Annotated in this window: 17 protein-coding genes; 11 read left to right on the forward strand and 6 right to left on the reverse strand. The window is 74.4% G+C overall.

What is annotated here, in order from left to right:
- Positions 1–55: 55 nt before the first annotated feature.
- The gene (locus tag GA0074696_RS15405) at positions 56–892 is read right to left on the reverse strand and encodes a hypothetical protein (protein WP_231925390.1); all 837 of its coding nucleotides are present in this window, start codon (positions 890–892) and stop codon (positions 56–58) included.
- A gap of 133 nt (positions 893–1,025) precedes the next feature.
- Here GA0074696_RS15405 and GA0074696_RS15410 point away from each other — a divergent pair, with 133 nt between their 5' ends.
- The gene (locus GA0074696_RS15410; protein WP_088961747.1) at positions 1,026–2,177 is read left to right on the forward strand and encodes a sensor histidine kinase; all 1,152 of its coding nucleotides are present in this window, start codon (positions 1,026–1,028) and stop codon (positions 2,175–2,177) included.
- Complete coding sequence (locus GA0074696_RS15415; RefSeq protein ID WP_088961748.1) at positions 2,174–2,779, forward strand: response regulator transcription factor; 606 nt, start codon at positions 2,174–2,176, stop codon at positions 2,777–2,779. The genes GA0074696_RS15410 and GA0074696_RS15415 overlap by 4 nt, the downstream gene beginning before the upstream one ends.
- Positions 2,780–2,782: 3 nt before the next feature.
- Here GA0074696_RS15415 and GA0074696_RS15420 read toward each other — a convergent pair whose 3' ends face one another.
- The gene (locus tag GA0074696_RS15420; RefSeq protein WP_088964591.1) at positions 2,783–3,211 is read right to left on the reverse strand and encodes a nucleoside deaminase; all 429 of its coding nucleotides are present in this window, start codon (positions 3,209–3,211) and stop codon (positions 2,783–2,785) included.
- Positions 3,212–3,251: 40 nt separating this feature from the next.
- Positions 3,252–4,691, reverse strand: a complete 1,440-nt coding sequence (locus GA0074696_RS15425) for an RNA-guided endonuclease InsQ/TnpB family protein (RefSeq protein ID WP_331716540.1) — start codon at positions 4,689–4,691, stop codon at positions 3,252–3,254.
- A gap of 86 nt (positions 4,692–4,777) precedes the next feature.
- Here GA0074696_RS15425 and GA0074696_RS15430 point away from each other — a divergent pair, with 86 nt between their 5' ends.
- The 9 genes from GA0074696_RS15430 to GA0074696_RS15475 all read left to right on the forward strand — a co-directional run bounded on the left by GA0074696_RS15430 (position 4,778) and on the right by GA0074696_RS15475 (position 14,826).
- The gene (locus GA0074696_RS15430; RefSeq protein ID WP_088961750.1) at positions 4,778–5,305 is read left to right on the forward strand and encodes a 2'-5' RNA ligase family protein; all 528 of its coding nucleotides are present in this window, start codon (positions 4,778–4,780) and stop codon (positions 5,303–5,305) included.
- Positions 5,306–5,481: 176 nt separating this feature from the next.
- A complete protein-coding gene (locus GA0074696_RS15435) occupies positions 5,482–6,132 on the forward strand; it encodes a mycothiol-dependent nitroreductase Rv2466c family protein (RefSeq protein ID WP_088961751.1) in 651 nt (216 codons plus the stop codon).
- Positions 6,133–6,327: 195 nt separating this feature from the next.
- Complete coding sequence (locus GA0074696_RS15440) at positions 6,328–7,593, forward strand: beta-ketoacyl-[acyl-carrier-protein] synthase family protein (protein ID WP_172894301.1); 1,266 nt, start codon at positions 6,328–6,330, stop codon at positions 7,591–7,593.
- On the forward strand, positions 7,590–8,810 hold the full coding sequence (locus GA0074696_RS15445) for a ketosynthase chain-length factor (RefSeq protein WP_088961753.1): 1,221 nt from the start codon (positions 7,590–7,592) through the stop codon (positions 8,808–8,810). Before GA0074696_RS15440 ends, GA0074696_RS15445 begins: the two co-directional genes overlap by 4 nt.
- A 318-nt stretch (positions 8,811–9,128) precedes the next feature.
- The gene (locus GA0074696_RS15455; protein WP_088964592.1) at positions 9,129–10,100 is read left to right on the forward strand and encodes an aromatase/cyclase; all 972 of its coding nucleotides are present in this window, start codon (positions 9,129–9,131) and stop codon (positions 10,098–10,100) included.
- Entirely contained in the window at positions 10,097–11,041 is a 945-nt protein-coding gene (locus tag GA0074696_RS15460) for an MBL fold metallo-hydrolase (RefSeq protein ID WP_231925443.1), read from the forward strand. Before GA0074696_RS15455 ends, GA0074696_RS15460 begins: the two co-directional genes overlap by 4 nt.
- Before the next feature lie 53 nt (positions 11,042–11,094).
- Positions 11,095–12,255: a hypothetical protein gene (locus GA0074696_RS15465; RefSeq protein ID WP_157745952.1), complete on the forward strand. Its 1,161-nt coding sequence runs from the start codon at positions 11,095–11,097 to the stop codon at positions 12,253–12,255.
- Positions 12,256–12,288: 33 nt separating this feature from the next.
- Complete coding sequence (locus tag GA0074696_RS15470; RefSeq protein WP_088961755.1) at positions 12,289–12,870, forward strand: flavin reductase family protein; 582 nt, start codon at positions 12,289–12,291, stop codon at positions 12,868–12,870.
- 39 nt (positions 12,871–12,909) lie between these two features.
- Positions 12,910–14,826, forward strand: a complete 1,917-nt coding sequence (locus GA0074696_RS15475; RefSeq protein WP_088961756.1) for a flavin-containing monooxygenase — start codon at positions 12,910–12,912, stop codon at positions 14,824–14,826.
- Positions 14,827–14,869: 43 nt separating this feature from the next.
- On the opposite strand, the gene GA0074696_RS15480 is transcribed toward GA0074696_RS15475, so the two are convergent.
- The 3 genes from GA0074696_RS15480 to GA0074696_RS15490 all read right to left on the reverse strand — a co-directional run bounded on the left by GA0074696_RS15480 (position 14,870) and on the right by GA0074696_RS15490 (position 17,932).
- On the reverse strand, positions 14,870–15,850 hold the full coding sequence (locus tag GA0074696_RS15480; RefSeq protein ID WP_088964594.1) for an aldo/keto reductase: 981 nt from the start codon (positions 15,848–15,850) through the stop codon (positions 14,870–14,872).
- Between the two features lie 29 nt (positions 15,851–15,879).
- Entirely contained in the window at positions 15,880–16,911 is a 1,032-nt protein-coding gene (locus GA0074696_RS15485) for a DUF6081 family protein (RefSeq protein WP_088961757.1), read from the reverse strand.
- An 85-nt stretch (positions 16,912–16,996) separates the two neighbouring features.
- Positions 16,997–17,932 (reverse strand): alpha/beta hydrolase, encoded by a 936-nt coding sequence (locus GA0074696_RS15490; protein ID WP_088961758.1) that lies wholly within the window; start codon positions 17,930–17,932, stop codon positions 16,997–16,999.
- Positions 17,933–17,963: the final 31 nt, after the last annotated feature.

Consider the following 17,963-nt stretch of genomic DNA (forward strand, 5'->3'; position numbering starts at 1 on the left):
TTCATCACCGGCCCCGGTCCGCTCCGGCGACCGGCACAACCGTCGTGCGGGCCACTCAGAGGATGGTCAGCACCACGGTGATCCCGACGACGGTGTCGAGGACGACGCACCACTCGGCGTACCCGCGCGGCACCACCCGCCCGGCCCGGTGGTGCGCGATGTCCCAGGCGGCGTGCCCGAGCCAGCCGGCGGCGACCAGCCAGCGCGCCGGGCCGTCGTCCGCGACCGCCGCCAGCCCGGCCAGCGCGGTCCAGCCGGCCAGGCCGGCCAACTGCATCGGCAGCGTGCCGGGGATGCGCCACTGCCGGCGGGCGGTGCCGATCAGCAGGTAGCCGGCCGGCAGCACGAGCAGCATCACCGGGGGCGGGACCGTGGGGGAGACCCAGTTGTCGACCGTCATCAGCAGCGCCAGCCAGGTCGGCCAGCGGCGCGCCAGCGCGGCGACCACCGGGTGCCGGGGCGCCGGCGCCGGGTGCTCGTGCCGGTGCCGCACCGCCACCAGCACCATCGCCGGGACCATGAGCAGGTGCCCGCCGAGCAGCAGCGCGTCCCCGCCGACCAGCCCGGCGGCGAAGGGCACGAGGAGCAGCAGGAACGGCAGGTACATGGCGGCGACCATCTCCGCGGTGGCGCGGGTCGGGTGGCCCCGGTGCCACATCCACGCGGCCATCCCGATCGACATGTCGGTCGCCATCACCAGGGCGGCGACCTCGGGCCGGGCCAGCGTGCCGGCGAGGCCCAGCGCCGCGCCGGCCGTGCGCCAGAGCGGACCGAGCAGCAGCATCCCGACCACCATGGCGACGGTCATCTCGACCAGGTGCCGCAGCAGGCGGCGGCCGGGGCGGTCCGTGGGGGTCGGCGGGGACGAGGGTACGGCGAGCGTCTCGGACATGCCTCGACCCTGCCGTCGACCGGCACCCGGGCGACAGGCGCAACCGTCACGGAGAACCCGTGCGGGGCGCACGGCCGGACCGTGACGTTCCGCAGGGGTGGGCGGAGCCGGCCACGCCCTAGGATCGGCGGACATGACGGTCGGCGCGGCGGTGACGGACCGGCGGCTGCGCCGGGCGCGCGTCGTGACCCTCGGGTCGCTGGCCACCAGCCTCTGGACCAGCCTGCTGCTGCCCGGGATCGGCCTGGCCCGCGAGCCCGACCCGGTCCGGCTGGCGTGCGGCGCGGTGGGCGTGGTCGCGTTCGCCCTCGCTCAGGGCGCGGTGCTGCACGCGGCGGTCACCCCCTGGCTGCACCAGCGGCGGCGCCGCCGGGCCGAGGTCGCGTTCGCCGTCGTCGCGGCGCTCAGCGTGCCGCTGGTCGGCCCGGTGGCGGCCGGCGCCTGGCCGACCTGGTCCTGGCTCGGCGCCTCGCTGATCGGCATGACGCCGCTGCTGCTGCGGCCGGTCGCCGCGCTGGCCGCCGCCGCGTCCACCGTGGCGGTCGCGCTGGGCGTGGCCGCCTGGACCGGCGGCGCGCTCGGCACCACGCTGCTCGTCACCGGCCTGGTCGGTGGCGGGACCGCCGCCGTCAACCGGGTGCAGGTCTGGTTCTGGGACCTGCTCGTCGAGGCCCGGCAGGGGCAGGCGGCCCGGGCCCGGCTCGCCGCCGCCGAGGAGCGGCTGCGCTTCGCCCGGGACGTGCACGACCTGCTCGGGCACGACCTGACGGTCATCGCCCTCAAGGCCGAACTGGCCGCCCGGCTCGCCCCGGTCGACGCCGGCCGGGCCGGCCGGGAGGCCGCCGAGGTGCAGCGGCTCGCCGGCACGGCGCTGCACCGGGTCCGCGCGGCGGTGCACGGTTACCGGGCAGTCGACCTCGCCGAGCAGCTCGCCGCGGTGGCCGAGGTGCTGCGCTCCTGCGGAGTGCGGTGCGACGTCGTGCCGCCGCCGGCTGACCTGCCGGCGGGCGCCGCCGCCGAGCTGGCCGCGGTGCTGCGCGAGGCGGGCACCAACGTGCTGCGGCACAGCCGGGCCGGTTGGTGCCGGATCGAGATCACCCGGGAGGGCGACGTGGCCACGATGACGGTGCGCAACGACGGGGTCGGCGCGGATGCCGGGCCGGACCGGCACAGCCACGGGCTGCGCGGCCTGAGCGAGCGGCTGGCGGCGGTCGGCGGCGGGCTGCATACCGGCCGGGTGGGCGGCGTCTTCACCCTCCGGGCGACCGTGCCGGTGAGCGCGTGATCCGGGTCCTGCTCGCCGACGACGAGGAGCTGATCCGGCAGGCCCTCGCCGCCCTGCTCGGCCTGGAGGACGACCTCGAGGTGGTGGCGCAGGCCGCCGACGGGCGCAGCGCGCTCGACGCGGCGCGGGCGCACCGGCCGGACGTCGCCGTGGTCGACCTGGAGATGCCGGCGCCGGGCGGGATCGCACTCGCGGCGGAACTGGGCCGCGCCCTGCCCTCGTGCGCGGTGGTGATCCTCACCGGCCACGGCCGCCCCGGCCACCTGCGGCAGGCGCTCACCGCCGGGGCCCGCGGCTTCCTGCCCAAGGGCGCCCCGGGCGGCGCACTCGCCGACGTGATCCGCCGGGTCCACGCCGGCTCCCGGTACGTCGACCCGGCGCTGGCCGCCGACGCGCTCACCCTGCCGCCCTGCCCGCTGACCCCACGGGAGCTGGAGACGCTGCGGCTGGCCGAGTACGGCGCCCCGGTCGCGGTGATCGCCCGGCGTACCGCGCTGGCCGCCGGGACGGTCCGCAACCACCTGTCCGCGAGCGTGCAGAAGCTCGGCGCGGCGGACCGGGCCGAGGCGGTGCGGATCGCCCGCGAGGCCGGCTGGCTGTAGGCCCTAGGCCGGCTCCACCGCCGCCCGCGCCTCGTCGAACAGCGCCGGTCCGGCGTACGCCACCGGCGGCGGCGCGTCCGCCGGTCGCAGCCCGGCCAGCTGCTCGGCGCTGAGCGCGTAGACCACCCGGCCCAGCCCGGAGCGTTCGATGGCGGTGGCGCACATCCCGCACGGCTGGCAGCTGGTGTACATGGTGGCGCGGCCCGCCTCGTCGGCGGCCAGCCGCCGGGCCGCCCAGCGGGCCAGCTTCAACTCCGGGTGCGCGGTGATGTCGTTGTCGGTCCGCTCGGTGTTGACCTCCTCGGCCAGCACCCGCCCGTCGGCGGCGACCAGCAGCGACCCGAACGGGCCGTCCCCGGCCGCCCGGGACGTGCCGGCCAGCGCGATGGCCCGGCGCAGGTGTCGTTCGTCGGTCTCGGTCAGCACGCTCATCCCGGCCGGGTTCCCCGCCGGGGCGGCCGCCACACGCCCACTAGTGCGGTGTCCACTGACGTTTGCCGGGTTTCCGGTTTGGCGTTGTGGATCCTCGCCGTGGGGCGAGCGACTCCTCACCGGGTGGTGGGGCGGGCCTCCGCGGGCCAACTGGACCCGCACGCCGCCGGTGGTGCGGTGGGCGGCGGGGGTCACGCCGGGACCGGCCAGCACCGGGAAGGTGTCGGCCGGCTCGACGGTGCGTGACCACCTGCGGCAGCACAGGTGCTGCGCTGGTGGTGGTTCCGCCACCCGGGGTGCGGGTGGCGATGCTGGCGGCCGCGACAAGGTCGCGGTGCCCGGAGAATGCGCAGTGTGGGCAGGACAGGGTCCGTCCTCGGGGTTTGGGCACCCTCTTCTGGCAGGCGGGGCAGGTGGAGGAGGTGCCGCGTTCGTCGACCAGTCGCACGGTGATCCCGGCCAGGACAGCCTTATCGGTCAGGACCTGGATCAGCCGGCCGATCTGCCAATGCCGCAGCCGCAGGTTGTGCCGCCGCCCCGCAGGCAGGTCGAGCACGCCACGGGGGTCACCGACGTGCAGCACGCCCACCCGCTGTCGTGCGGCCCAGGAGACCACTGTACGGGCGGCTTCATGCTGGGCCTGGCGGACCCGCCGCCGATGCCGGCCCTCCACCCGCCGCGCCCGCCGACGGTACTGCCGCCACCGCCGCGACCCCCGCTGGCCCGGCTTCGGCGCCCGGCCGGCCACGGCCCGGCGGCGGGCTTTCGTGTCAGCCAGGTGCATGCGATGCTCGGCGCGGATCGCCCGTCCGGACACCAGCAGCCCGTCCCCGTCAGGGCCGGCCACCGCGTACGGGTGAATGATCCCCAGATCCACCCCCGCCACCCTGCCGGGATCCGGTTCCTCACCGGGCCGGTAGGTCGTCACCGGGACCTCGGCGGTCACCTCCAGGAACAGCCGGCTACCGTCGCACAGCAGGGTGATCGACCGGACCTGCTGGGCCGGATACGGCACCTCCCGGGCCAGCCGCACCCACAACGGCGCTGTGCCTCTGGCGGTGGGGATCCGCACCCGACGCCCGTCGATGGTGAACGTGCCGTGATACCAGCGCACCGGCATCAACCCACGTCGGCGACGCGGGGACCGCGCCGACAGATCACCGTCGTTGCGGCGTTTCGCCGCCGCGAACCACGCATCCGAGAACCGGCGCAACACCGACCGCGCACCCGCCGAGTCCAACTCGCCGAACGTGCCCGGCCCCGACGCCGCCAACTCCCGACACAACTCCTGATAACCGACCAGAGCCCCGTCATGACGGCGGCGGCGCCACGCGTTGACCTCCAACACACACGCCCACACATCCGCAGCTGAGCGCAACAACCCGAAACACCGCCGCCGCTGCCCCGACGTCACCCGCAACCCCACCCGCGCAGTCCGATGCACCACCCGAGGCGCAGACGGATCACGACGACGAGGCACGAATCGAAGCCAACACCACCCCTACGACAGTTCCCACGAACCACCAGCCCGGCAACGCCAGCGGACACCCCACTAGCCTGGCCGGCGTGCGTACCGTCGAACTGCTCTGCTCCCCGCCCCTGGAGCAGGCGGTGCGCGCCGCCTGGGACCGGCTGGCCGCCGCCGGACTGCCCAGCCTGGCCCGCAACCACCACCCCACCAACCGGCCGCACCTGACCATCGCCTCGGTGGATGCGTTCCCGCCCGGCGCCGCCGAACGCCTCGCCGACCTCTTCGACGCCGCGCTGCCCCTGCCGGTCCGCCTCGACCGGATCGAGGTGCTCGACGGCAGCGCCCCGCTGGTCTGGCTGCTGCGCCCCAGCCCCGAGCTGACCGCCCTGCACGCCGCGGTCTGGGACGTGCTCGCCGGCGCCGACGGGCAGCACCCGTGGCACGCCCCGGGGCGGTGGATCCCGCACCTGAGTCTCGCGCTGCGCTTTCGTGACCACGACCGGCGGCTGGCCCGGGCCCTGGCCGGCGTCGACCGGCCGGCGGGGGAGTTCGTGGCCGCCCGCAGCTACGACGGCGACACCCGGGCGGTCAGCCCGCTGGGAAAGGGCTCTCCGGCAAGCTGACGCCGGGCCGTGGTTGCCCCAGCGCTCCCGCTGGTCTGGACCCGTCGCCGATGACCGAGCGTGGTGATCGACGTCACCCGGCGTGCGGTCCGCGAGGGTCCGGCCCGATCGGCCCGGCGGGGGAGGATCACGACAGGACGGGCTGAAGGGCCCGCGACGGTGCAGGAAGGATCAGCATGAACGACCGCGGAACCGTGGACATGTGGTTCGACCCGGTCTGCCCCTGGGCGTGGGTGACCTCCCGCTGGCTGCTGGAGGTGGAGCGGGTCCGCCCGGTCGACGTCCGGTTCAACGTGATGAGCCTCGCGGTGCTCAACGAGGGCAACGACGATGTGCCCGAGCCGTACCGGGACCGACCCGACGAGTACTTCGAACTGCGCCGCCGCTCCTGGGGGCCGGTGCGGATCTGCGTCGCCGCCGCCCAGGCCCACGGACCGGGCGTGCTCCGCGACCTCTACACCGCCTTCGGCACCCGGATCCACCCGGGCGGGCAGCCGCTCGGCGACGCGCTCAACCGGGCGGCGCTGGCCGACGCCGGCCTCGACCCGGCCCTCGCCGCCGCGGCGGAGAGCACCACGCACGACGACGCGGTCCGGGCCAGTCACGACGCGGGGATGAAGCCGGTCGGCACGGACGTCGGCACCCCGGTCATTCACGCCCCGGGCCCGGTGGCCGGGGAGACCGTGGCGTTCTTCGGCCCGGTGGTCACGCCGGCGCCGCGCGGCGAGGCGGCCGGTCGCCTCTGGGACGGGGTGCTCCTCGTCGCCGGCACGTCCGGCTTCTACGAGCTCAAGCGCAGCCGCGACCTCGGCCCGTCCTTCGACTGACCGACCGGGTGGGGGCGCCGGGCCATCGCCGCCCGGCGCCCCGACCCCATCGATCTTCAAGCCGGCCTCAAGTACGCCCCCGCACGCTGTCCCTCGTCATCGCGGCTGAACACGGACGCGGTAGTAGTCGACCGGCAGTGAGGGACGTACTGCGATGTTGAGTTCGAGGGCCTGCACGTGTCCGGACGGTGTCCGGTGACGCGGCGCGTCGTCATCACCGGGATAGGCGTACGCGCCCCCGGTGGCAACGGCACCAAGGAATTCTGGGACCTGTTGACCGCGGGCCGGACGGCGACCCGGCGGATCTCCTTCTTCGACCCGTCGCCGTACCGGTCCCAGGTCGCCGGGGAGGCCGACTTCGACCCGGCCCGGGAGGGGCTGACGCCCCGCGAGGTCCGGCGGATGGACCGGGCGTCGCAGTTCGCCGTGGTCTGCGCCCGGGAGGCGGTCGCCGACAGCGGCCTGGACTTCGGCGCGCTGGACCCGCACCGGGTCGGCGTGAGCCTGGGCAGCGCGGTCGCCGCGGCCACCAGCCTGGAGCGGGAGTACCTGGTGCTTTCCGACAGCGGACGGCGGTGGGAGGTCGACGCCGACTACGTCTCGCCGCACATGTTCGACTACCTGATTCCCAGCGTCATGCCGGCGGAGGTGGCCTGGACGGTGGCGGCCGAGGGGCCGGTGGCGATGGTCTCCAACGGCTGCACCTCCGGCCTGGACTCGGTGGGCCACGCCGTCCAGCTGATCCGGGAGGGCAGCGCCGACGTGATGCTGGCCGGCGCCTCGGACGCGCCGGTCACGCCGATCGTGGCGGCCTGCTTCGACGCCATCAAGGCCACCACCTCCCGCAACGACGACCCGGAGCACGCGTCCCGGCCCTTCGACGGCTCCCGCAACGGGTTCGTCCTCGCTGAGGGGGCGGCGATGTTCGTGCTCGAGGAGTACGCGAGCGCCCGCCGCCGCGGCGCGCACGTCTACGCCGAGGTCTCCGGGTACGCCACCCGGTGCAACGCGTACCACATGACGGGGCTCAAGGCCGACGGCCGGGAGATGGCCGAGGCGATCCGGGTGGCGCTGGACGAGTCCCGGCTGGACCCCACGGCGATCGACTACGTCAACGCGCACGGCTCGGGCACCCGGCAGAACGACCGGCACGAGACGGCTGCCTACAAGCGCAGCCTCGGCCAGCACGCGTACGAGGTGCCGGTCAGCTCGATCAAGTCGATGGTCGGGCACTCGCTCGGCGCCATCGGGTCCGTCGAGATCGCCGCCTCGCTCCTGGCGATCGAGCACGGTGTCGTACCGCCCACCGCCAACCTGCGCGAGTCCGACCCGGAGTGCGACCTCGACTACGTGCCGCTGGTCGCGCGGGAGCAGGACGTCGACGCCGTGCTGACGGTCGGCAGCGGCTTCGGCGGTTTCCAGAGCGCAATGGTGCTGCGACGGCCGGAGGCGCGGTCATGACGGGCCCGGTGGTGGTCACCGGCATGAGCGTGGCGACCCCGGTCGGGCTGGGACTCGAACGGTTCTGGACCAACCTCCTCGCCGGCCGGAACGGGATCAGCCGGATCACCCGCTTCGACGTCTCCGCGTACCCGGCTGCGCTGGCCGGGCAGATCCTCGACTTCCGGCCGGAGGAGCACCTGCCGAGCCGGCTGCTGCCGCAGACCGACGTCTCCACCCGGCTCGCCCTGGCCACCGCCGACTGGGCGATCGCCGACGCGAAGGTCGACCCGGCCACACTGACCGACTACGACATGGGCGTCGTCACCTCGAACGCCTCCGGCGGCTTCGAGTTCACCCACCGTGAGTTCCACAAGCTCTGGTCGCAGGGACCGCAGGCGGTCAGCGTCTACGAGTCGTTCGCCTGGTTCTACGCGGTGAACACCGGTCAGATTTCCATCCGCAACAGGATGCGCGGCCCGAGCAGCGCCCTGGTGGCCGAGCAGGCCGGTGGCCTCGACGCGGTGGGGCACGCGCGCCGGACCGTACGCCGCGGCACCTCGCTCGTGGTCACCGGCGGGGTGGACTCGGCGCTCGACCCGTGGGGCTGGACGTCTCAGGTGTCCAGCGGCCGGGTCAGCGCCGCCACCGACCCGGACCGGGCCTACCTGCCCTTCGACGGGCGGGCCGCCGGCTACGTTCCCGGTGAGGGCGGCGCGATCATGGTGCTGGAGGACCTCGCGGCGGCGCGCGAACGCGGCGTGCCGCAGCGGTACGGGGAGATCGCCGGCTACGCCTCCACCTTCGACCCGCCCCCCGGGTCGCCGCGCCCGCCCGCCCTGCGCCGGGCCGCCGAGCTGGCCCTCGCCGACGCGGGGATCGGCCCGGATGCCGTCGACGTGGTGTTCGCCGACGCCGCGGGCGTGCCCGAGCTGGACCGGGTGGAGGCCGAGGCGATCAGCGGCCTGTTCGGCCCGCGCGGCGTGCCGGTGACCGCGCCCAAGGCGATGTTCGGCCGGCTCTACGCCGGGGGTGGCCCCACCGACCTGGTCGCCGCCCTGCTCGCCATCCGCGACGGGGTGATCCCACCCACCACCGGCACCACCCAGGTGCCCGAGCGGTACGCCCTCGACCTGGTCCTGGACCGGCCCCGACCGGCCCCGGTCTCCACCGCCCTCGTGCTCGCCCGGGGCCGGTGGGGGTTCAACTCCGCCGTCGTCGTCCGCGCCGCCGGATGATCGGCCCGCTTTCGCACACCCCGACCACAGAGGAGCCATCCATGAGCACGATGACCATCGACGACGTGCGCCGCATCCTCGTCGCCTGCGCCGGCGAGACGGACGCGGCGGCCTTCGACGGCGACATCGACGGCGTCGAATTCGAGGAGCTGGGGTACGACTCGCTGGCACTGATGGAGACCGCCGCGCGGATCGAGCAGGAGTACGGGGTGCGCATCCCCGACGAGCGGATCGCCGACCTGCGCACCCCCGCGAGCTGGTCGACCTCGTCAACGGCGCCGCGGCCCGGACGTCATGACCCCGGCCGTCGGAGAGCCGATGAGCCCGTCCCGGCCGCACCAGACCGTCCACACCCGCGTCGTGGCCGCGCCCCCGGAGGTGGTCTACGAGCTGGTCGCCGACGTACGCCGGTGGCCCGTGATCTTCGAGCCGACCGTGCACGTACGGCACCTGGAGCGCACCTCGGGTGCCGAACGGTTCGAGCTCTGGGCGCAGGTCAACGGTCAGGTGAACACCTGGGCGTCCCGGCGCGACCTCGATCCGGCCGGCCTGCGGGTCGCCTTCCGGCAGGAGCGCAGCCACGCCCCGTTGACCTCGATGGGCGGCGACTGGACGTTCCGACCGGTGGGCGGCGGGCGGACCGAGGTGGTGCTGACCCACCGGTTCACCGTCGACGGCGGCGAGGAGCAGCTGGCGTGGATGAACCAGGCGCTGGACACCAACAGCGCCCGGGAACTCGCCGCGCTGGCCCGCGTCGCCGAACTCGGGCACCCGGTGGACGACCTGGTCTTCTCCTTCACCGACCGGGTGGTGCTGCCCGGAGTCAGCGCGGCCGACGTGTACGCCTTCGTGCGGCGCAGCGACCTGTGGCCGCAGCGGCTGCCGCACGTCGGCCGGGTGTCGCTGAGCGAACCGCAGCCGGACGTGCAGGACATGGAGATGGACACGGTGACCGCCGAGGGGCGGTCGCACACCACCCGCTCGATCCGGCTCTGCCTGCCCGGGCAGATCGTCTACAAGCAGGTGGTCCCGCCGGGAATGCTCCTCGGGCACGCCGGCTCGTGGGAGTTCGCCGACGGTCCGGGCGGCGCGGAGGTCCACGCCCGACACAGCGTGGCGGTCGACCCGGAGGCGGTCGACGCCGTCCTCGGCGCCGGCAGCACCCCGGCGGACGCCCGCCGCCACCTGCGGGACGTGCTCGGCCGCAACAGCCGGGCCACGCTCGAGCACGCCGGCCGGTACGCGCGGGAGCAGCCGGCCCCGCACACCGGGGCGGGTGTGTCCCGGTGAGCGTCCCCTCGGTGGTCGCCGCCCTGGCGACAGGTGACGCGGACGGCGCGCTTACCGAGGTGGCCGACGGCGTCTTCGCGTACACCCAGCTGCCCGGCGGCTGGTGCGTCAGCAACGCCGGCGTCGTGGTCGGGTCCGACGGCGTCCTGGTGATCGACACCCTGGCCACCGAGCGACGCGCCCGGCGCCTCCGGGCGGCCGTCGACGGGATCGGTGGGGGACCCGGACGCCTGGTGGTCAACACCCACCATCACGGCGACCACAACTTCGGCAACCACGTCTTCGGCCCGGGTGCCACCGTCGTCGCGCACGAACTGGCCCGTACCGAGATGGCCGACACCGGGCTCGCCCTGACCGGCCTCTGGCCCGACGTCGACTGGGGCGACGTGCGGGTCACCCTGCCCGCGGTGACGTTCGCCGACCGGCTCACCGTGCACGTCGGTGACCGGCGCGCCGAGCTGGTCCACGTCGGGCCGGCGCACACCACCAACGACGTGGTGGTGTGGCTGCCCGACGAGCGCGTCCTGTTCGCCGGGGATGTGGTCCTCTCCGGGGCCGCCCCGTTCAACCTCATGGGCTCGGTCTCCGGGGCGCTCACCGCACTCGAACGGCTCCGGAAGCTGGAGCCGCGCACCGTGGTCTGCGGACACGGGCCCGTGACGGGGCCGCAGGCCATCGAGGACAACATCGCCTACCTGCGCTGGGTTCGGGACCTGGCCGCAACGGCGCACGCGGCGGGCCTCACCCCGTTGGCGGCCGCGCGGTCGGCGGACCTCGCGCCGTTCGCGCACCTGCTCGACGGCGAGCGCATCGTGGGCAACCTGCACCGCGCGTACGCCGAGATCGCCGGTGGCCCGCCGGGCCGGCCGCTGGACGTCGTCGCGATCTTCGGCGAGATGGTCGCCTACAACGACGGCCGGTTGCCGACCTGCCGGGCCTGACCCGGCGCCCACGCCACCCCGCACCCCTCACGTTAGGAACGGTCGCTGTGTCCATGACAACCGCACCGCGCGCCCGCCGGGTGTTCGCGGCAGCCGCAGCCGTCGCCGGTCTGCTCACCCTCGCCGCCCAACTGCCCGACGGCGGGTCGTCCGCCGCCCCCACGGCGCCGTCCGCCGGCGCCGCCCACCGCCACGCCACCGGGGAGTCGTCCCGGACGACGGTCGCCCCGCCACCGCTGGACCCGCGGACCGTGCCGGTCGCGTTCGTCGCCGGCCCGCAGCGGTCCGGCGCGAAGGGGGACGCTCCGCTGGACGTCTGCCTGGTCCTCGGGCGACCGGAGAAGGAGCGGACGGTGAAGCTGCCGCCCGCCGCGGCCGAGCGGCTCTACCGCGCCACCCGCTCGTACCCCGGCCCGTGCGCCGACTACGGCCCGACGAAGCGGCTCGGCGACGGGACGGTGCGGATCTACTCCCAGCTCGCCGGTGACCGGCCGGCGAGCCTCGGCTTCGTCCTCGACCGTCGGGCGCTCGGCGGCCTGCCGACCGAGCCGACCGACGGCGCGCACTGCCACGACGTCGACGGCGACGGCACGATCGACCCTGCCACCGAGTGCGTCCACGAGCACGAGTACCTGCTCGACCTGCCGCAGCGCTTCCGGGACGTGGTCGGCGGCCCGTTCCGGTGGGCCATGCTGAACTGGGACCCGCGCGGGCACGCCCCGGCCCAGATCTACGGCGCTCCCCACTTCGACCTGCACTTCTACCTCCAGGACCGGGCGGAGACGGCGGCCATCGGCACCGGACCGTGCGGCGGCGGCAACCTGGTCGACTGCGCGGACTACGCCGAGGCGCGGCTGCCGGTGCCGGCCCGCTACCTGCCCGCCGACTACCTCGACATCGACGCCGTGGTGCCGGGCATGGGCAACCATCTCGGTGACCCCACGGCCCCCGAGTTCAACGGCCAGCCGTTCACCCACACCTTCATGTACGGCGCCTACGGCGGCGACGTCACGTTCTACGAGCCGATGATCACGAGGGCCTGGCTGGCGGACCTCGCCGCCGGGCGGGTGCAGCCGTCCTGCCGGCCGCTCAAGCTCCCCGCGGCCTGGGAGGAGGCCGGCTGGTACCCGACCAGCTACTGCATGTCCTACCGGGCCAACCGGCAGGAGATCACCGTCGCACTGACCGACTTCGTGTCGCGGCCCGCCTCCTGACCCCTCCACTCTGCGGACGACCGGGAGATTCCGATGCGCTCAACTGATTCCACCATCAGCGACAACGGAGTCCGCCCGGTCGATCCGGCGGCCTACCGGGAGGCGATGGCGCGCTTCCCGACCGGCGTGGCGATCGTGACCACACACGATGAGGACGGCACCCCGTACGGCTTCACCGCGAGCTCGTTCTGCTCGGTGTCCCTCGACCCGCCCCTGGTGCTGGTCTGCCTGGACCGGTCGGCCAACTCGTTCCCCGTCTTCCAGCGCAGCCGCCACTTCGCGGTGAGCTTCCTGCGTTCCCACCACGTCGACCTGGCCAAGCGGTTCGCCAGCAAGAGCCCGGACAAGTTCGGCGCCGGCGGCTTCGTCCGCACCGACGACGGGGCGACCGTGCTGCGCGAGGCGCTCGCCGCCGTCGAGTGCGTCATCGACAGCCGCCACGTGGCCGGGGACCACGTGATCCTGGTCGGCGGTGTCCAGCGGGTCGTCCTGCCCGACGAGGGGTCGCCGGTCGTCTACTTCGACCGCGGCTTCCGCGCGCTCTGCGGCGGCGACTGCCCCCACCCGGCGCAGCCCGGCGCCGGCCATCCGGCCGACGGGGCGAGCCGGCCCTGACCTCATCCGCTCCGAACTTTCTTCCGGAAGGCGCCTGCCATGACGTTCACCTCGGCGATCAAACCCGTCACCGTCGACGACGAGACGTTGCGGGCCCACCTGCTCGACGGGGAGGCGCCCGCGCTGCTGATGACCGTGGCCCACCTGACCGGCGACCTGTCCGTGCTCCGCGACGACCTGCGCCCCAACGGCTGGCTCTTCCTGCCGCAGGGCGGGCTCTCCGCCGAGCAGCAGGCGCACGCCCGGGAGCTGGCGTTCGGGGCGTTGCGCGGCCTGCGCGACGGGGCCCCCGTGCCGCCGCTCGACCCGGCCGCCCTGCGGCACATCACCAGCTGGGCGATGGCCCGGGACACCACCGACCTGCTTCCGCTGCTCGCCCAGGAGGTCGTCCTGCCCGGGGAGGACCCGAAGGCGCCGCAGTGGCATGGCGACGAGCTGGCACCCGGGCACGACGTCGAGGTCGCCATCGTCGGCGCCGGCATGAGCGGCCTGCTCGCCGCGTACCGGCTCAGCCAGGTCGGGGTGCCGGTCACCGTCTACGAGAAGAACAGCGACGTCGGCGGCACCTGGTTCGAGAACCACTACCCGGGCTGCCGGGTCGACGTGCCGAGCCATCTCTACAGCTACTCCTTCGCGCCCCGGCTGGACTGGACGGACCACTTCGCCACGCACGAGGCGGTGCTGGACTACTTCCGGGACTTCGCGAAGCAGACCGGGGTGCATGAGCGCATCCGGTTCGGCACCGAGGTGCGCGGCGCCGAGTGGGACGAGGCGACCGGCCGCTGGCGGCTCCAGCTGGACACCCCCGACGGCCCGCGGACCACCGAATGCGCGGTGCTGGTCACCGCGGTGGGGCAACTGAACCGGCCGAACGTGCCCGACCTTCCGGGCCGGACCGACTTCACCGGCCCGGCCTTCCACTCCGCGCGCTGGGACCACTCGGTCGACCTCACCGGCCAGCGGGTCGCGGTGATCGGCACCGGCGCCAGCGCCTTCCAGTTCATCCCCGAGGTGGCCGAGCAGGCCCGGGAACTGGTCGTCTTCCAGCGCAACGCGCCGTGGCTGCGGCCCACGCCGCACTACCACCACGCGGTGCCCGCAGGCGCCCGCTGGCTCTACGAGCACCTGCCGTACTACGCCGCCTGGCAACGGTTCTGGCTGCTGGCGCCGGGGTTGCACGGGGTGCTGGAGGGGTGGGTCGTCGACCCGGACTACCCGCCCACCGAGCGGGCGATCTCCGCGGTCAACGAGGAGTTGCGGGCCACCCTGGCGACGTACCTGGAGGGTCAGCTCGCCGACCGACCGGACCTGCGCGACCGGGTGATGCCCCGCTACCCCGTCGGCGCGAAGCGGGTGCTGCGGGACAACGGCGCCTGGCTGTCGACGCTCAAGCAGGACCACGTGCGCCTGGTCACCGACCCGATCGAGCGGCTGACGCCGCGCGGCGTACGCACGGCGGACGGCACCGAGCACCCCGTCGACGTCCTCATCTACGGCACCGGCTTCCAGGCGTCGCAGTTCCTCGCCCCGATGCGGGTCACCGGCCGGGACGGTCGGGACCTGCACGAGACGTGGAACGGCGACGCCCGGGCCTACCTCGGTCTGACCGTGCCCGGCTTCCCCAACCTCTTCAGCCTGTACGGGCCGAACACCAACCTGTCGGGGCAGGGCGGCAGCATCATCTACTTCTCCGAGTGCGGGGTGACCTACCTGGTCGACGCGGTCCGTCAGCTGCTCGCCGCCGGACACCGCGCCGTGGAGGTCCGGCCGGAGGTCTTCGAGCGGCACAACGCCTGGGTCGACGAGGCCAACGCGCTGCGGGCCTGGGGCTGGTCGAAGGTGAGCAGCTGGTTCATCAACCGGGCGGGCCGCTCTGCCCAGAACTGGCCCTTCCCGGCCCAGGACTACTGGCGTCGCACCCGCCGGTTCGACCCGTCCGAGTACCTGATCCGCTGACCGCCCCAACGCGGCGGCGGCCGGATCGGCCGCCGCCGCGGGGTCAGCGGTGACCGACCGGCGGGCCGGACGGGTAACGCTCGCCGGCGGCGGCGCCGGGCGGGGTCGACGCGTCGATGGCGGCGAGGTCGGCGAGGGAGAGCCGGACGCCCAGGGCGGCGACGTTCTCCTCCAGGTACCGGCGGCGCTTGGTGCCCGGGATCGGCACGACGTCCGGCCCCTGCGCCAGCACCCAGGCCAGCGCGAGCTGACCCGGGGTCACCTCCCGCTCGGCGGCCAGCTTTCGCACCCGGGCCACCAGGGCGAGGTTGTGGTCGAGATTGTCGCCCTGGAAGCGCGGGGTCCCGCGCCGGTAGTCGTCCTGCTCGAGCTGGTCGAGGCTCGCGATCGACCCGGTCAGCATCCCCCGGCCCAGCGGGCTGTACGCGACCAGGCCGATGTTCAACTCCCGCAGCGTCGGCAGCAGGTCCGCCTCCGGCTCCCGGCTGAACAGCGAGTACTCGTACTGGCCCGCGGTGACGGGGTGCACGGCGTGGGCGCGGCGCACCACGTCGGCCGGCGCCTCCGAGATTCCGAGGTGCCCCACCTTGCCCGCCGCCACCAGCTCGGCCAGCGCCCCCCAGGTCTCCTCGACCGGCACCGCCGGGTCCACCCGGTGCTGGTAGTACAGGTCGATGTGGTCGACCCCCAGCCGGCGCAGCGACGCGTCGCAGGCCCGCCGCACGTACTCCGGGCGGCTGTTCAGGCCGAAGTAGCCGTCGTCCGGGCGGCGTTCCACCCCGAACTTGGTGGCCACCACCACCTCGTCCCGCCGCCCGGCGATGGCCTTCCCGAGCAGCTCCTCGTTGGTGAACGGCCCGTACATGTCGGAGGTGTCCAGCATGGTCACGCCGAGGTCCAGGCCCCGGCGGATGGTGGCGACCGACTCGGCGTCGTCGCGGCCGCCGTAGAACTCGCTCATGCCCATGCAGCCGAGGCCGAGCGCGGAGGTGACGAGGCGCTCGCCGAGCGTCCTGCTCTGCATCAGGGTCTTCCCTTCGGTTCCGGTGGCCGTCACGGTCGTGATGGCTGGCTGGAGATCACGTAGCGGCGCAGCCGCAGTTCAGCGCCCTGGCCGAACAGCCGGCTGCCGGGCAGGCTGCTTCCGTCGAGGAAGGACTGCGGACGCGGCGCGCCGGCGACCGGGTCGACGTAGTGGGCGTCCGCGGTGGTGAGCTGGACCAGCCCGCTGGCGCTGTGGCCCGGCAGCGCGCCGTCCAGGATGGTGAACATGCCCATCCCTCCGGCGAGCTGCCGGGGGGCGACGATCGTCGGCTCGCCGCCGTGGTCGAGCATCAGGTGCTCGCGGGACGGTAGGGGATGGCCGATGCGGTCCACGGAGAAGACCTCCTCCCCGTCGAGGAACCAACGCACCGTGCCGGCCGCCCGGTCGTAGGAGATCACCGCATGGTGCTCGTCGTCGACGGTCCGGTCGGCCACCGGCACGGTGTGCAGGAAGGCGGCGTAGTCGCCGAGCTGGCCGCGCGCGTGCGGCAGGCGCTCGTAGAACACGTACACCCGCTTGTTGGTGAGGAAGAAGTCGAAGACCATCGCGGTCTCGTGGTCGAGGACCGGCATCGCGACGGAGGCCAGCCGCAGGTCGTCGTCGGGGTCCGCGACCTGGTCCCCGAAGGGGTGGCCGGCCGTGCCGTAGGTGCGCCCCGAGAGCCACGTCTCGAACGACAGCACCCGCCCCGGTACGGCGTCGAAGCCCTGCACGCCCGTACCGGCCAGGTGCTGCGGGTAGGCCAGCCACTTGACGTGGTCGAGCGCGCCGGGCACCACCGGCCCGTGCTGCGCCTCCTGCCCGAGGGTGCGGACGAAGGCCGGCTCCCCGGTGCTCGGGTGCACGCCGGACGAGACCGCCCGCAGGCCGTCGGCGGAGGTGGTGACCTCCGCGTCGTCGCCGACGTGCGGGCCGAAACCGTAGAGGCTCCACCGGGCGTCCGGCCCGGCGCAGTGGAACCCGTCCCGGAAGTCGTCCCAGACGATCCGGTACGGCTCCTCGCCGACGGTCTGGACGCCGGCGTTCGACACGGTGGTCACGGATGTGCTCCTAACCCCGGTCGGCGCGCGACCGGTGGGACCGAGGGAGGGGGTGGAAGCGAGGACGATCGACCGGGCGTCGCGGTCAGGCGGCCAGGCCCGCACGAAGCGCGGCCACCTGGTCGGCGAGGATCCGCCGGGAGACGGCCGCCTCGGCGACCGCGATCGAGGCGTGGAAGGTGCCGGGGTAGTAGCGAAGCTCCGTGCGGACCCCTGCCTGGATGAGCCGGTGCGCGTAGTCGATCGCCTCGTCGCGCAGCGGGTCGAACTCGCAGGCCACCACGAAGGCCGGGGGAAGTCCGGACAGGTCGGTGGCGCGGGCGGGGGCGGCCAGCGCCGGCACGTCGGCGGCGCCGGCCCGCCCCCGCAGGTAGTTGCCCCAGCTCACCAGGGCGTTGGCCCGGTCCCACATCGGGGTGTCGGTGAAGGCCCGCGCCGACACGGTGTCGAGCCGGTCGTCCAGGGCGGGGAAGAGCAGGCACTGGTGCCGCAGGGCCGGGCCGCCACGGTCACGTACGGCCAGGCTGAGCGCGGCGGCGAGGCCGCCGCCGGCGCTCTCCCCGCCGACGCCGATCCGGTCGGCGTCGACACCCAGCTCGGTGGCCTCCTTGGCCACCCACTCCAGTACGGCGTGACAGTCGTCGAGCGCGGCCGGGAAGGGGTGTTCCGGGGCCAGCCGGTAGTCGATCGAGACGACGAGCGCCCCCACCTGGTCGGCGATCCGGACGCAGGTGTGGTGCACGCCGTCCACGCCACCGATGACGAAGCCGCCCCAGTGCAGGTAGAGCAGCGCCGGGACCGGCCCGGCGGCGGCGGGGCGGTAGAGCCGTACGGGCACGTCGGGGGCGTCCGGTGGACCGGGCGCCCGGGTGTCCGTGACCCGCACCGGCGCCGCCGGCAGATACGGCTGCTGGTGGGCCGCGATGGCGCGGGCGGCCGCCCGCGCCGTTCCGAGGTCGGCGTAGTCGACTCTCGGCAACCGGCTGGCCGGCTCGGTCAGTTCGGGATCGAAGGCGTACACGTCCTACCGCCTCTCGGGTCGGTTCCGGAAG

It is taken from the genome of Micromonospora purpureochromogenes, assembly GCF_900091515.1.
GTDB lineage: Bacteria > Actinomycetota > Actinomycetes > Mycobacteriales > Micromonosporaceae > Micromonospora > Micromonospora purpureochromogenes.

Bases quoted from the DNA above. Each gene is read 5' to 3' on its own strand.
- GA0074696_RS15410 (WP_088961747.1), top strand. From the start codon at position 1,026: ATGACGGTCGGCGCGGCGGTGACGGACCGGCGGCTGCGCCGGGCGCGC.
- GA0074696_RS15445 (WP_088961753.1), top strand. From the start codon at position 7,590: ATGACGGGCCCGGTGGTGGTCACCGGCATGAGCGTGGCGACCCCGGTC.
- GA0074696_RS15470 (WP_088961755.1), top strand. From the start codon at position 12,289: ATGCGCTCAACTGATTCCACCATCAGCGACAACGGAGTCCGCCCGGTC.
- GA0074696_RS15405 (WP_231925390.1), bottom strand. From the start codon at position 892: ATGTCCGAGACGCTCGCCGTACCCTCGTCCCCGCCGACCCCCACGGAC.
- GA0074696_RS15455 (WP_088964592.1), top strand. From the start codon at position 9,129: ATGAGCCCGTCCCGGCCGCACCAGACCGTCCACACCCGCGTCGTGGCC.
- GA0074696_RS15420 (WP_088964591.1), bottom strand. From the start codon at position 3,211: ATGAGCGTGCTGACCGAGACCGACGAACGACACCTGCGCCGGGCCATC.
- GA0074696_RS15435 (WP_088961751.1), top strand. From the start codon at position 5,482: ATGAACGACCGCGGAACCGTGGACATGTGGTTCGACCCGGTCTGCCCC.
- GA0074696_RS15465 (WP_157745952.1), top strand. From the start codon at position 11,095: ATGACAACCGCACCGCGCGCCCGCCGGGTGTTCGCGGCAGCCGCAGCC.
- GA0074696_RS15480 (WP_088964594.1), bottom strand. From the start codon at position 15,850: ATGCAGAGCAGGACGCTCGGCGAGCGCCTCGTCACCTCCGCGCTCGGC.
- GA0074696_RS15475 (WP_088961756.1), top strand. From the start codon at position 12,910: ATGACGTTCACCTCGGCGATCAAACCCGTCACCGTCGACGACGAGACG.